The sequence below is a fragment of the Salinibacterium sp. M195 genome, from assembly GCF_019443965.1.
In the GTDB taxonomy this organism is placed as follows: domain Bacteria; phylum Actinomycetota; class Actinomycetes; order Actinomycetales; family Microbacteriaceae; genus Rhodoglobus.
Genome location: NZ_CP040814.1, coordinates 2,717,600 through 2,731,932, shown reverse-complemented (window position 1 = coordinate 2,731,932; position 14,333 = coordinate 2,717,600). Strand labels below are relative to the sequence as shown.

The 14,333-nt window shown below is 58.7% G+C and carries 12 protein-coding genes; 9 read left to right on the top strand and 3 right to left on the bottom strand.

Going from position 1 to position 14,333, the window contains the following annotated elements:
• The first annotated feature begins 95 nt into the window (after positions 1-95).
• The 6 genes from FFT87_RS13040 (at position 96) to FFT87_RS13015 (ending at position 8,323) form a co-directional block, all read left to right on the top strand.
• On the top strand, positions 96-1,025 hold the full coding sequence (locus tag FFT87_RS13040; protein WP_219949116.1) for an ABC transporter permease: 930 nt from the start codon (positions 96-98) through the stop codon (positions 1,023-1,025).
• Positions 1,015-1,974 carry an ABC transporter permease gene (locus FFT87_RS13035; protein WP_219949115.1) on the top strand — a complete coding sequence of 320 codons (960 nt, stop codon included), beginning with the start codon at positions 1,015-1,017 and terminating at the stop codon, positions 1,972-1,974. The genes FFT87_RS13040 and FFT87_RS13035 overlap by 11 nt, the downstream gene beginning before the upstream one ends.
• A complete protein-coding gene (locus FFT87_RS13030; protein WP_219949114.1) occupies positions 1,971-3,722 on the top strand; it encodes an ABC transporter ATP-binding protein in 1,752 nt (583 codons plus the stop codon). The genes FFT87_RS13035 and FFT87_RS13030 overlap by 4 nt, the downstream gene beginning before the upstream one ends.
• 101 nt (positions 3,723-3,823) lie before the next feature.
• Positions 3,824-5,626 carry an ABC transporter family substrate-binding protein gene (locus FFT87_RS13025; protein WP_255559949.1) on the top strand — a complete coding sequence of 601 codons (1,803 nt, stop codon included), beginning with the start codon at positions 3,824-3,826 and terminating at the stop codon, positions 5,624-5,626.
• A gap of 203 nt (positions 5,627-5,829) precedes the next feature.
• On the top strand, positions 5,830-7,737 hold the full coding sequence (gene typA, locus FFT87_RS13020) for a translational GTPase TypA (protein WP_219949113.1): 1,908 nt from the start codon (positions 5,830-5,832) through the stop codon (positions 7,735-7,737).
• Positions 7,738-7,870: 133 nt separating this feature from the next.
• The gene (locus FFT87_RS13015; RefSeq protein WP_219949112.1) at positions 7,871-8,323 is read left to right on the top strand and encodes a hypothetical protein; all 453 of its coding nucleotides are present in this window, start codon (positions 7,871-7,873) and stop codon (positions 8,321-8,323) included.
• A 49-nt stretch (positions 8,324-8,372) separates the two neighbouring features.
• On the opposite strand, the gene efeB is transcribed toward FFT87_RS13015, so the two are convergent.
• The 3 genes from efeB to efeU form a co-directional block, all read right to left on the bottom strand.
• On the bottom strand, positions 8,373-9,644 hold the full coding sequence (efeB, locus tag FFT87_RS13010) for an iron uptake transporter deferrochelatase/peroxidase subunit (protein WP_219949111.1): 1,272 nt from the start codon (positions 9,642-9,644) through the stop codon (positions 8,373-8,375).
• 63 nt (positions 9,645-9,707) lie between these two features.
• Positions 9,708-10,880 carry an iron uptake system protein EfeO gene (gene efeO / locus FFT87_RS13005; RefSeq protein ID WP_219949110.1) on the bottom strand — a complete coding sequence of 391 codons (1,173 nt, stop codon included), beginning with the start codon at positions 10,878-10,880 and terminating at the stop codon, positions 9,708-9,710.
• Positions 10,880-11,737, bottom strand: coding sequence for an iron uptake transporter permease EfeU (gene efeU, locus FFT87_RS13000; protein ID WP_219949109.1), 858 nt, complete (start codon positions 11,735-11,737; stop codon positions 10,880-10,882). The genes efeO and efeU overlap by 1 nt, the downstream gene beginning before the upstream one ends.
• 110 nt (positions 11,738-11,847) lie before the next feature.
• On the opposite strand from efeU, the gene FFT87_RS12995 reads away from it, so the two are divergent.
• The 3 genes from FFT87_RS12995 to dapC are packed head-to-tail and all read left to right on the top strand — an operon-like array spanning position 11,848 to position 14,293.
• Positions 11,848-12,855, top strand: a complete 1,008-nt coding sequence (locus tag FFT87_RS12995; RefSeq protein ID WP_255559948.1) for a PIG-L family deacetylase — start codon at positions 11,848-11,850, stop codon at positions 12,853-12,855.
• Positions 12,852-13,187, top strand: coding sequence for a ferredoxin (gene fdxA / locus FFT87_RS12990; protein WP_219949108.1), 336 nt, complete (start codon positions 12,852-12,854; stop codon positions 13,185-13,187). Before FFT87_RS12995 ends, fdxA begins: the two co-directional genes overlap by 4 nt.
• A complete protein-coding gene (gene dapC / locus FFT87_RS12985) occupies positions 13,187-14,293 on the top strand; it encodes a succinyldiaminopimelate transaminase (RefSeq protein ID WP_219949107.1) in 1,107 nt (368 codons plus the stop codon). Before fdxA ends, dapC begins: the two co-directional genes overlap by 1 nt.
• The last annotated feature ends 40 nt before the right edge of the window (positions 14,294-14,333 follow it).

Genomic DNA, 14,333 nt, shown 5'->3' with positions numbered 1-14,333 from the left:
CCCGGGACTTTTCCTAGTCCCGGGCATTACACTGAGTACCCTTATTCAGCGATTGTGAATTCTATGTTTATCCGTTCCATCGAGGGAACTATCTGATGCTTTGGTACGCAGGCAAGCGCTTCCTCCAGATGATTCCGGTGTTTTTCGGCGCAACCTTCTTGATCTACTTCATGGTGTTTGCTGTTCCCGGCGACCCCATCGCCGCGTTGTACGGGGATCATCCTCCAGCTCCTGGCGTCATCGAAACCATTCGGGCTGAGTACAACCTCGACAAGCCATTCATCGTTCAGTACCTCCTCTACATCGGCGGACTGTTCCAAGGTGACCTCGGAACAACGTTCTCCGGTCGCTCTGTCACCGATGTCATGGCTCAGGCCTTCCCCATCACTGCCCGTCTCGCGATGCTCGCCCTCGCCATTGAAGCCTTCTTCGGCATCATCGTCGGCCTCGTTGCTGGCCTTCGCAAGGGAAAGCTGTTCGACGCTTCAGCGCTCGTCATCAGCCTGTTGCTGATCTCGGTGCCGACCTTCGTCGTTGGTTTCGTATTGCAGTTCGTTTTCGGCATCCAACTTGGTTGGGCGCGAACAACGGTCAGCGGTTCCGCACCGTGGGGCGAACTGATTCTGCCGGCCATCGTGTTGGCTTCAGTTTCATTTGCGTACATTGTGCGACTCACTCGCGCGAGCGTTGCCGACAACCTCGGTGCCGACTTCGTTCGCACAGCTACGGCAAAGGGACTATCTCGACGTCGAGTAGTCACCGTGCACGTACTGCGCAACTCGCTCGTGCCGGTTGTTACCTATCTGGGAGTCGACATCGGCTCGCTCATGGTCGGTGCGATTGTCACAGAGGGAATCTTCAACATCAACGGTGTCGGTGGAACTGTTTACCGAGCAATCACATTGGGAGAAGGCCCCACGGTCGTCTCGTTTGTCGCGGTGATGGTCATCATCTTCGTGCTAGCCAACCTGCTCGTAGACCTGCTCTACGCCGCGCTCGACCCAAGGATCCGTTATGCCAACTAACAACACTGGCCATCACCGGCCCGGTCAAAAACACTTCATTGCCTCGCTCGCGGAGACTCCGGTCGCCGAAATCGATCAAGTCGATGAAACGGGAAAGGCACGCAGCACCTGGACGGATGCCTGGGAGTCCATGCGACGTCGTCCGATGTTTTGGATTTCCTCGGTGCTCATCCTCCTTATCGTGGTCATCGCAGCGTTCCCGAATCTCTTCGTGACGTACAGCCCCACTGAGTGCTACTTGAAGTTCAGCAACGGCGATCCGCAAGCCGGGCATCCGCTCGGTTTCACCCGTCAAGGTTGTGACGTCTACTCCCGGATCATTTTCGGAACCCAGGCATCAGTGACAATCGGACTCCTCACCACAATCATGGTGACCTTGTTCGGTGGAATCATCGGAGCCCTTGCCGGTTTCTACGGCGGAATCCTTGACTCTTTCGTTTCGCGTATCGGTGACATTTTCTTCGCCATCCCCACTGTTCTCGGTGCGATCGTTGTTATCTCCGTTATCCCCGTCCGCGATGCAATGAGTGTCTCGTTCGTTCTCGCGCTCTTCGCGTGGCCCCAAATCGCGCGCATCATGCGTGGTTCGGTTCTCTCGGCTCGAAACTCTGATTACGTGACAGCATCCGCTGCTCTTGGCGTTTCGCGTTTCAAGACGCTCATACGCCACGTGATCCCCAACGCCATCGCGCCGGTCATCGTTATTGCAACGGTGTCGCTCGGCATCTTCATCGTGGCAGAGGCGACTCTAGGGTTCCTCGGTATTGGTCTCCCCGGCACTGTTATGTCCTGGGGTAACGACATCAATCAGGCACGCGTCACGGTTCGTACCCACCCGCAGACGCTGCTGCTGCCCTCGGCTGCGCTGTCTGTCACGGTGCTGGCCTTCTTGATGTTCGGCGACGTAGTTCGCGATGCCCTTGACCCGGAAGCGAGAGCACGCCGATGACTAACCCACAAACAGTTCCCATTGCGCCAAACTCGGCAAACGAAGAGACTCCGCTGCTCAAGATTCGCGGGCTCGAGGTTGGTTTCGAAACTCAACGTGGTGTCGTGCAAGCCGTGCGCGGTATCGACCTCACGCTGTACCAGGGTCAATCCCTCGCGATCGTTGGCGAGTCAGGCTCAGGAAAGTCCACCACGGCGCAAGCAGTGATCGGTCTTCTTCCTGGCACCGGAAAGGTACTCGGCGGCACAATCGAGTTCGAAGGCAACGACCTGACAAAGTTCTCGGATGCTCAGTTCTCTGAGGTTCGCGGAAGTCAGATCGGTTACGTACCTCAAGACCCGATGTCGAACCTGAACCCGGTGTGGAGCATCGGTTTCCAGGTGCAAGAGGCGATTGAGGCCAACGGCATCGCTCAGGGCAAGGAGGCGCGTCAGCGCACCATCGAGGTGCTAAACGAAGCGGGACTTAGCGACGCTAGCGAACGCCTCAAGCAGTTTCCTCACCAGTTCTCTGGTGGAATGCGCCAACGCGTGCTCATCGGTATCGGACTATCGGCTCGCCCGAAGCTGCTCATTGCCGATGAACCGACCTCGGCGCTCGATGTGACTGTGCAGCGTCAGATTCTTGACCACTTGGAGACACTCACGCGCGATTACGGCACCTCAGTGCTGTTCATCACCCACGACCTCGGCCTAGCCGCCGAGCGTGCCGAACAGCTCGTCGTGATGTACAAGGGCAAGGTAGTCGAGTCGGGCCCGTCCCGCGAGATCCTTGAGAACCCGCAGCATCCTTACACACAGCGTTTGGTTGCTGCGGCTCCGAGCCTTGCCTCGCGCCGCATCCAATCGATCAAATCGAATACGAGTTCAGAGAACGACCTGAAGATTTTCGGTCAAGGTTCTCTCGATGACGCGCTCATCGCGCGTGCGGCAAGTCGTGAAGCCGGCGCCAAGACAGACCTCATCAAGGTGAGCAACATCACTAAGGTCTACGAGATCCGCAAACAAGGGTTCCGTAAAGACAAGTTGTTGGCCGTCAACGACATCTCGTTTGGTGTCAAAAAGGGCACAACAACGGCCCTAGTTGGCGAATCAGGATCCGGCAAGTCAACCGTGGCGAAGCTCATCTTGCAGTTGGAGCCGCTCACCAGCGGAAGCATCGAGTTCGATGGAGTTAACCTGGCGGGAATCAAGGGCGACGATCTTTTGAAGTTCCGCCGCCGAGTTCAGCCGGTGTTCCAGGACCCTTACGGCTCCCTCGACCCGCAGTACAGCGTTGGCAACACGATTGCCGAGCCGCTGCTCGCGCATCGTATTGGAACTCCGAAAGAACGATTCAACCGTGTAAGCGAATTGCTCGACCAAGTGTCGCTGCCCCAGGCAGCTCGTCACCGCTATCCCGGTGAGCTTTCTGGTGGTCAGCGTCAGCGCGTCGCGATTGCGCGTGCGCTAGCGCTCAAACCCGATGTGCTCATTCTCGACGAAGCAGTGTCAGCACTCGACGTGCTGGTTCAGGGTCAAGTGCTCAACCTGCTCACAGAGTTGCAGACAGAGCTTGACCTCACCTATCTGTTCATCACTCATGACCTCGCGGTCGTGCGGCTGGTGGCAGACAACGTCTGTGTCATGCAGGCTGGGCGCATCGTCGAAGCAGCGACAACAGATGAAGTGTTCGAGAACTCGAAAAACCCTTACACGCAGGAACTGCTCGAAGCGATTCCCGGTGCAAACATCAAACTAGGCGCCTAGTTTCGTAGCCGAGGGAGCCGTTCCGCAAGGGACGGCTCTTCTCGTTTAGAGTTGTCACAAGCGTGCCATCGTGCATTGCCTGATCGTATGCAGGAGGTTCAGTGAGCGCCACAAGAATAATGGCGACCATTGCGGTTGCCGCGAGTGCGGCGATCGTGCTTGCCGGGTGTGTGCCGCAGCAATCCACCACCATCGATGGTTCGGAGCTGACTATCGCGGTCACCCAGCCATACACGTCGGGCAATCCCGTCACCGCCTATGGCGCGAACGAAACCAACGCCAACATTGCTTATGCAACCGGCACCGGATTCACGTATTTCAACGACAAATCTGAGCTAGTGCGCGACGAGTCGTTTGGTCACTACAAGAAAGTGTCTGACGACCCGCTTGCTGTGACGTACACAGTGAAAGATGGCGTGCGCTGGTCAGATGGAACCGCGGTTGACGCGGTCGATTTGCTCCTTGAATGGGCAGCAACTTCCGGGGCACTTAACGATCCAGATGCCGACCCAGCAAGCACGGTCGACCCTGAGACGGGCGCTCCGCTGGAATCTGAAGGCTCGCAAGTGCTCTTTGACGCGACCGCGACGGGAGAAACCGGCATCGCGTTGGTGACCGAGACTCCGCAGATCAGTGATGATCGGATGTCGCTCACTCTTGTCTTCGACAAACCGTTTGCGAATTGGGAATCTGCCTTCTTTAGCGCCGACTCCGCAGCGAAGCCAGCACACGTCGTTGGGGAGATGGCGTTCGCCGAAGACGACGCTCTCAGCGCGAAAGAACAAGTATTCGCGGCCATCATGAACGACGATGAGCGCGATCTTGCTGCGATTGCGCGCACGTGGAACACGGCCTTTAACTTCGAGGGGATGCCCGCGAGCGAGAGCCTCGTAGTCTCGAACGGGCCCTATGTGGTTTCGGAATTCGTCGCCAACCAATATGTGACGTTGCGTGCCAACGAAAACTACGGGGGAATCCGCCAGCCAACATTCCAAGAGATCACCGTGCGATTCCTGAGCGATCCGCTCGCTCAGGCTCAAGCGCTTCTGGTGGGCGCTGCGCAGATTGTGGTGCCCACCATGGGCACTGAAGTTCGGGATGCCCTCGAAACTATGGATGCCACCGTCATCGACGGCACAACAGACAGTTTCGAGCACCTTGATTTGCAGTTCGCGGAATCGAAAAACGGAACTTTCGATGACCCCCTCGTGCGGGAAGCGTTTCTCAAGACCGTACCGCGAAGTGAGTTGACTACCGCAGCTCTTGCCGATGTGCAGCCGCGAGCCACCATGCGGGACTCGTTCCTTTTCGCGCCAAACGACCGCGGATACCGTGGAGCGCGCTCGAGTAATGGCTCGAGCGATTTTGTCGAGATCGATATCGAAGGCGCCAAGGAACTGCTTGCGGAGGCGGGCGTCAGCGCACCGGCCGTCTGTGTTCTCTACGCCGCCGGTGATCCCATGCGCGCGACTGAGTTCTCACTGATTAAGGATTCTGCGGCCCGTGCCGGTTTCGTGGTCAGTGACTGCTCTGCTGAGGATTGGCGCTCCGTCCTGGGTACTCCCGGTGCCTATGACGCCGCACTTTTCAGTTGGGAAGTGTCGCGACCGGGAGCGGGAGTAGCCCCGGATGTCTTCGGTACAGATGGTTATGCCAATCTCAACTACTTCACAGACTCCACTGTTGACCGTCTGGTGAACGAATCCAACGATGTGACGCTAGACGCCGATGCTCAAGCCGATGCATTGACGGCGGCGGATGCCGAACTTTGGAAAAACCGCTACGGCCTGCCGCTTTTTCAGCATCCGGCAACCGTAGCGTTCGATCAAGACCAGGTTTCTCAGGTGTCGCTTTCGGCGCTGGAACCCGGGGTTTGGTGGAACGTCTGGGAGTGGAAACCGTAGTTTTTACGTTGTTCTAGAGGGCAGTCGGCGATAAATCTTGTCAAACAGGCTAAACTGTCGGAGCAGGATACTCTGAACGATCTTCTGCGCCCTCCCAAGATCTTTACCCGGTGGCATCAGGCCGCCGATCTGCTGCCGAAATTTTCTGCGCAGCGTCTGCGGTGAGAGACCGCACAGCCTCCAATGAATTAAGGAATATTGCTATGGCTATGGCCACTCGCAGCGACTTGCGCAACGTAGCAATCGTTGCCCACGTTGACCACGGAAAGACGACTCTCGTTGACGCGATGCTTCGCCAGACGAACTCCTTCGAAGCGCACGCGCACCTCGAAGAACGCGCAATGGACTCAAACGAGCTCGAGCGCGAAAAGGGAATCACGATTCTCGCGAAGAACACCGCGATTTCGTACAACGGCAAGTACGCCGGTGACAGCCCCATCACCATCAACGTTATTGACACCCCCGGCCACGCCGACTTCGGTGGCGAGGTTGAGCGTGGACTCAGCATGGTTGACGGCGTAGTTCTGCTCGTTGACGCCAGTGAGGGCCCGCTTCCGCAGACCCGCTTCGTGCTTCGTAAGGCACTCGAGGCCAAGCTCCCCGTAATCCTGTTGGTCAACAAGACTGACCGTCCGGATGCGCGCATCGAGGAAGTTGTTGCCGAAAGCCAAGACCTCCTTCTTGGCCTCGCGAGCGACATGGCCGATGACGTTCCTGACCTCGATCTCGATGCCATCCTCGACGTACCTGTTGTATACGCTTCGGGCCGTAACGGTGCCGCTAGCTGGAACCAGCCAGAAAACGGCACGCTACCTGACAACGAAGATCTCGAGCCACTGTTCGATGCGATCCTCCGTCACGTTCCTGCCCCCAAGTATGACGACGAGCACCCTCTCCAGGCTTGGGTGACCAACCTTGACTCCTCGCCGTTCCTCGGCCGCCTCGCACTACTGCGCGTCTTCAACGGAACGATCAAAAAGGGTCAAACCGTTGCGTGGGTTAAGCACGATGGAAGCGTCGCCAATGTGCGCGTAACCGAGCTCATGATCACGAAGGCTCTCGACCGTTACCCGGCCGAAAGCGCTGGTCCCGGTGACATCGTCGCTGTTGCCGGCTTCGAAGACATCTTCATCGGTGAGACCCTCTGTGACCCCAACGACGTTCGCCCGCTCCCAACCATCACGGTTGACGACCCCGCGATCTCGATGACCATCGGAACCAACACCTCGCCGGTTATCGGCAAGGTCAAGGGCCACAAGCTCACCGCCCGTATGGTCAAGGACCGTCTCGACCGTGAACTCGTCGGTAACGTTTCGTTGAAGCTCGTCGACATCGGACGCCCGGATGCTTGGGAAGTTCAGGGTCGTGGAGAGCTCGCTCTCGCCATCCTCGTTGAGCAGATGCGTCGCGAAGGCTTCGAGCTGACCGTCGGCAAGCCGCAGGTAGTTACCAAGCGGGTCGACGGCAAGATTCACGAGCCTTTCGAGCACCTCACGATCGATGCGCCTGAAGAGTACTTGGGAGCTATCACGCAGCTGCTGGCTTCTCGCAAGGGCCGCATGGACGGCATGAGCAACCACGGCACCGGCTGGGTTCGCATGGAGTTCATCGTTCCCTCGCGTGGACTCATCGGTTTCCGCACGGAATTCATGACCATCACACGTGGTGCTGGTATCGCAAACGCTGTCTCGCACGGCTATGACCAGTGGGCCGGCGAAATCCTCACCCGCGTCAACGGCTCCATCGTCGCTGACCGTTCCGGTGCAGCTACTCCGTTCGCAATGGTTGCTTTGCAGGAGCGTATGTCGTTCTTCGTTGAGCCGACGCAAGAGGTTTACGAAGGCATGGTTGTCGGCGAGAACTCGCGCGCTGACGACATGGACGTCAACATCACCAAGGAGAAGCAGCTCACCAACATGCGCCAGTCGACCTCGGATTCGTTCGAGCGTATGACACCGTCGCGCAAGCTCACGTTGGAAGAGTGCCTCGAATTCGCTCGCGAAGACGAGTGCGTTGAAGTAACTCCTGAATTCGTGCGCATCCGCAAGGTTGAGCTCGATGCCAGCGCTCGTGCACGCAGCACGTCGCGTCTGAAGAAGCAGAACGCCTAACTCACTCCCGTTGAGCTAGCGAGCAATCGTTTAGCCAGCGAGAGTACGATGCAGCTACGGTCATTGAGACCGTGGCTGCATCGTTCGTTAACGAGTGCGTTCGCCTCGATCCAGTTCATTCACGGGAGAAACAATGTTTACCGCACGTCGTAGAGTCAACGTCGCCATCGCCATCCTTCTGACAATCGGTGGTGCCGTGTCATTGTCGGCATGTTCCGTCAACCCGCTCGAGGCAATTGTCGAGAAAGCGTCGGGCGGAGCAATAGATGTCGGCGGTAAGTCGATACCCGATGGCTTCCCCAGCGAGGTTCCCGTCATCGCGGGCGACGTTATCTTTGGGATTTCTGTGGCCGACGGTGAAAATCGTTCGTTCAACGTCACAATTGCCGCTGGCGCTGAGTCACCGCTCGACTTCATCGAGACGCAGTTCACGGATGCGGGCTACGAGTCGCAAGCACAGGCCAGCGGCTCTGAGGGGGCTGGCACGGTCATCTTCAGCAATGACCTGTGGAACGCTGTCGTTGTTGTTGCGCAAAGCGATGACGGTTACACCGCGAACTACACGGTCACGCCCATCGGCGAATAGCGCGAAGTCAGCAACTCGGATACCTGCAACCCGGATACCCACAGCCGGATTAGGCCAGGTCGAACATCCCAGCGCCGACAAAGCTTGAGGAACTAGCGCCAGGAGGCACGGCGAAGATGGCCGAGCCGACGTAACGCACGTATTCATTCATGAGGTCGTTGCGCGAGAGCGCTAACTGGATGGGCACGAACTGGCTTTCCGGGTCACGCTGAAAGCTGATGAAGAAGAGCCCAGCATTAAGTCGCCCGAGATCGTCGTTGCCGTCAACGAAGTTGTAGCCGCGACGCAAGATCTGAACGCCATCGTGGGTGTCAGGATGCGCGAGTTTCACGTGCGAGTTCTCGTCAATAAGCGGCGCATCATCACGGCCAGACTTGTCGAAATCAGGTTCGGTGAATTCGGTTCCGCCACTGAGCGGTGCGCCTTCGCCCTTGGTGCGTCCAAAGATTGTCTCTTGTTCACGCAACGAGGTGCGATCCCAAGTTTCGACGGTCATGCGAATCTTGCGGCTAACGAGGTACGAGCCGCCGACCATCCACGCCGTACCGTCGCCTGCGTTGGCCCAGACGTGTTCGTTGACGCCTTCAGTATCTTCGGCTCGAAGGTTCGCGGTGCCATCTTTGAATCCGAACAGGTTGCGGGGAGTCTTCTGCGCTTGCGTAGTCGACGACGTGCGTCCGAAGCCGAGCTGTGACCAGCGCAGGGTCGCCCGGCCAAAGGCGATCCGAGAGAGATTGCGGATCGCGTGGACTGCCACCTGAGGGTCATCGCTGCACGCTTGGATGCACAGGTCACCGCCGACGAGTTCGGGCAGGAGGGCGTCGCTCGGGAACTTAGGAAGGTCAATAAGCGCGGCGGGACGCTTGCCCGCGAGCCCGAAGCGGTCGTCGAAGAGCCCTGCGCCAAAACCGAAGGTGACGGTGAGTCCGCCTGGTGGAAGGTCGAGAGCCTCGCCAGTGTCATCCGGTGGAGCATCGTAGGGGCCGCCAGCGGGACCGTAATCACCAGCAGCGTCGCCCGCCGTCATGCGTGCTGCAGCGTAGCTCCAGTCTTTGAGCAATTCAATTAGTTCGTCGCGCGAGATGTCATTGACGTCGAACGCAGCGAAATGAAGCCGATCCTGAGCGGGAGTGATGATGCCCGACTGGTGCTCGCCGAAGAACGGGTAGGTCGCGGCAACATCGTTTCCGTTAGTCGATGTGCCGCCACCGTTTGCGAAAGCGAAAGCGCCACCGGCACCGAGACCCGCACCGACAACACCAGCGCCCGCGAGGCCGAAGAGCCCTCGACGGGAGAGTCCAGTGCTGTTGTCAGTAGGCATTGCTGTTCTTTCGTTGTGGTTGGGAAGGCAAGAAGTAATCGTTCTCGCCCGTGTCGAGAAGGGTTAGAGCACCAATACTGCGGTGAGGCGAGAAAGGGGCTCAGCAAGGGCATTGACCTGGTCGGAGAATGCGCGAATTTCTGACGTCGACAACTCGGTATAGAGGCGGAAGCCGTCGCCTTCCTTCTGCGCATCAAGCAACGTCTGCAACTGGTCGAACTCAGCGTCGAGTGTGGTCGCGAGGTCGGCATCCTTCTCAATCAGGATGTCACGCACGCCCTCGTAGAGAACTCGAGCGCCGTCAATGTTGGCTTGGAAATCCCAGAGGTCAGTGTGCGACCAGAATTCTTCTTCGCCGGTAACCTTGCCACTGGCGACCTCGTCGAGGAGGCCGATAGCGCCGTTAGTCTGCTGGTCGAGAGTGAACTCGAGATCTTGCACGTTGTTGTAAAGAGTGTTGGTGTCAGCGACGAGCTGGGAAGCGAGCGCTTCACGCTTCGACTGGTCATAGGCTTCGAAGCCAGCCTCGGCATCCGCGGGCCAAAGATCCTTTTCGATGGCGTGCCAGCCGGTCCACTCTTGACCGTCTTCGAGGTCGGCCTCACGCAGGTCCATGCGTGGGTCGAGGTCACCGAACGACTCGGCTACTGTCTCGACGCGCTCCCAAAAAACGCGGGTGGGAGCGTAGAGCGCCCGAGCGGTATCGTCGTCTCCGGCGATGTACGCGGCAGCAAAGTCTTCAGTGCCAACAACAAGGTTCTCGATCTGGTCTTTGACATAGCTCTTGTAGTTGGCGTTCGCGGCATCCACCTGTTCGGCGATGTCGCCGCTGAACGACAGATCCTCGCCAGAGTCGGTGACCGTGAAAGCCGCCTTGCCGATTCCCTCACCGATCATGCCAGGCTTGCAAATTGTGAAGTAGTCACCAGGCTGGGCGAGCACGACGAGGTCGCGGCTAATGCCGGGGCCAATGTTCTCGACCTCGCCAACGATGCGCAAGCCGTCATCCGCCAGCAAATAGAACTCGGTGACTTGGTCTCCTGAGTTGGTCACCGAAAAGATGAGGTTGCCGCTGGCTGCCTCGGCGGCACTGACCGCGCACTCCTCAGCGCTGCTGTCGACCGTGATCGTGTTATTGGCGGTGGCAGCTGTGTTGTTGGCGACGCAGCCGCTCAAAGCGAGCGCAGCAATTGTTGCCGCCGCGGCGTAACCGAGGCGGGAGGGGCGGGGTGTCATCAGGCTCCTTGAGTGCTGAGGTGGGGTGCAGGAACGAGCGGCTTATCGGTGCGCTTGTTGCTGCGAACGGTGCGAATAAAAATGGTCATGACGGTGCCGACGTAGGCGAGCCACACTGCTGCCTCTAGCCACGTCGTGGCGGGGGAGAAGTTGAAGGTGCCCTTGAGGAGGGTGCCGTACCAGCTGTCGGGCGGGATGGCCGCGCTGACATCAAAGGCAAGGGCGTGCAGCCCTGGGAGAACGCCAGCCTCCTGCAAGTCATGCACGCCATAAGAGAGGACGCCGGCGGCGACAACGATGAGGATCGCGCCCGTCCAGGTGAAGAAGCGAGTGAGGTTGATGCTCACGACTCCGCGATAGATGAGATAGCCAAGAACGATTGCGGCGGCGATGCCGAGTGCGGCGCCGGTGAGAGGAAGCACGGTTGAACCGCTGGCTTGTACCGCAGCCCAAATGAATAGTGCCGTCTCGATTCCTTCGCGGCCGACGGCGAGGAAGGCGACGAGTACGAGCCCCCAACCGGCTCCGGTCAGATGCGAGTCGACTTCGCTGCGGAGTTCGCGACCAAGGCCGCGTGCGGCGCGCAGCATCCAGAAAATCATCCAGGTGACAAACGCGGTGGCGATGATGGAAAGGATGCCGCCGATGAGTTCTTGGGCTTGGAATGAGAGTCCATAGGCACCAAAGGTGAGGCTCGCGCCGAGTCCAAGTGAAAGCACGATGGCGATCGCAACGCCAAGCCAAATGCGGGGGAGGACATCCCGGCGGTCAATCTTGCGCACGTAGGCGATCAGAATGCCGACGACGAGAGCGGCTTCGAGGCCTTCGCGGAGGCCGATCAAGAAGTTTGCGAGCACTGGGATCTCTCGTGACTAAGGAATTTCGACAGGTTGGTAAGCCTAACCTAATCAACCCTAATTCCCCTACCTGTGCTTATTCTGTCTACTGCAGAACTAATGGCGGAGGAATGACAGTGAAAGATCGTGCACAGCGGGTGCTGGTCATCGTTTCGCGCCCAGAAGACGAAGCGGCGGTTTTCGGGGCCACCATTGCGACCCTGGTGCAGCGGGGCACCGAACTGATTGTGCTCAGCTGCAGCGGCTCACCAGACTCAAGCGCCATCGACGCCAGTGTGCGTGAACTCTTGGGGATCACCGCCCACCACACTTTGCGTGAAGACAGCGGCCGTCAATTCAGTTCGCTAACACCACGCGCTCTCGCGGCCGATCTCGCGGCCGCCATTACCTCTCTTAAGCCTGATGTTGTGGTGAGCTACGCGAGCTCGAACAGCGGTGCCACTCAGCCCACAGAAGCGCTGCTCGTGCACGAGGCATCCGCGCTCGCTACCGAGCTTGCCGGTGTTCCGCTCTATACGGCGTCGTCTGTGCCCGTCGATCGAGGGGTGACAGTTTCTTCCGCAACCGCCATCGCGATTAAGCGCCGAGCTCGCGAAATGTACGGCGATGAATTGCCCGTGGGAGAAAACATCGCTACGCCGGTCGAATATCTGCGCCGGTTACGCCGTCGCGAACTGGTGATCGGCGAACGCAGCAGCGTCGAGCGTGTGGTGCTTGCCGTCGCCTCGACCGCAGTTGGCGCGCTTGTTGGGCTTGTGCTGACCGCGGTTCATCAGTCAGCGATCACAATTCTGGGGGCGCGAATTCCGTGGGGGATCATTGCCGCGCTCGCGCTAACAACAGCACTCGTTCTCGGTTTGCGGTTGATCTATGACACTCGCGTCGCGGCGAGTTTCGCTTCGCTTGGAGTGCTGTTGATGTCGGCGCTCCTGGCAATGTCGATGCCTGGGGGCACGATCCTTATCCCCGCAAACGTTGTCGGGTACGTCTGGACTTTCGCACCCGTGCTCATCGTCCTACTGGTTGTTGGCTGGCCCCGGGTGAATCGTCAGGCTTCGATGTCGAGCCGCGATAACATTGAGTTGAACTCTCCCGTGAAAGGTGCGGATATCTCTTGACGTACATCATCGCCCAGCCGTGTGTCGATCTGAAGGATCGCGCATGTGTCGACGAATGCCCGGTCGATTGCATCTACGAGGGCGACCGCATGCTCTACATTCACCCGGATGAGTGCGTCGATTGTGGAGCCTGTGAGCCAGTGTGCCCCGTTGAGGCCATTTACTACGAAGACGATACGCCAGACAAATGGGCGGATTATTACAAGGTCAATGTCGAATTCTTCGACATGCTTGAGAAGAGTTCGCCCGGTGGGGCCGCGAAGGTAGGCGTTATCCACATGGATCACCCGCTCGTTGCTGCGCTTCCCGAGGGTGGCGGATCCTCAGACTGATGGCACGCACGCCGTTGGCTCTGCCCGACTTTCCCTGGGACGCCCTCGTTCCCTATGGAAACATCGCGCGCACTCACCCCGACGGTTTCGTTGATCTGTCGGTGGGTTCGCCGGTAGACCCGACTCCAGACATCATTCGCGAGACGCTTGCGTCAGCAACGGATGCTCACGCCTACCCCACGACGACTGGCACCGTGCAATTGCGTGAAGCGATTGTTGAATGGTTCGCCCGTCGCCGTAGAGTAACCGGTCTCACTGTCAACAACGTGCTGCCAACGATCGGCTCAAAAGAGCTCGTGGCGTTGCTGCCGCTGTTGCTCGGCCTCGGCAAGGGGGATGTCGTCGTGCATCCTTCGGTGGCGTACCCGACGTATGCGATTGGCGCGGCGGTGGTTGGCGCAACAGCCGTTGCTTCTGACAATCCCGCTGAGTGGCCCGAGAACACCGCTCTCGTGTGGCTCAATAGCCCGGGTAATCCTGACGGTCGTGTTCTCGATGTTGAACAGCTTCGGGCGGCAGTTGCCCGCGCTCGCGAGCTTGGTGCGGTAATCGCCTCTGACGAATGCTATGCCGAGTTGAATTGGAGTGGGCCAGATCCCACGCCCTCAATTCTCGATCCCGAAGTGATCGGTGATGATCGTTCGTCAGTGCTTGCGGTGTATTCGCTAAGCAAGCAGTCGAACCTTGCCGGTTATCGCGCTGCTTTTGTGGCGGGATGCTCGGCTCTCATTTCTGAACTCCTCGCCGTTCGCAAGCACGCCGGGTTGATCGCCCCTGGTCCCGTTCAGGCGGCCATGGTCACTGCGCTGCGCGACGAAGCCCATGTTGCGGCTCAGCGCGAACTGTATCGAGCGCGACGCGCGAAGCTGCTTCCCGCTCTCAGGCGAGCCGGTTTTTATATTGATGACAGCATTGCTGGACTGTATTTGTGGGCGACTAAGAACGAAGATTCATGGCAGACGGTTGGCGATCTCGCGCAAGCCGGCATCCTGGTGGTCCCCGGCTCGTTCTATGGTGAAGAACCTGCTCGGCACGTACGAATCGCCCTCACAGCTAGTGATCACACGATCGCGGATGCCGTAGCGCGCCTCGAATTGCTGGCTTAAGTGCACTAACTAGCCGAGGGCTTGTCGCTGATCTCCAAAG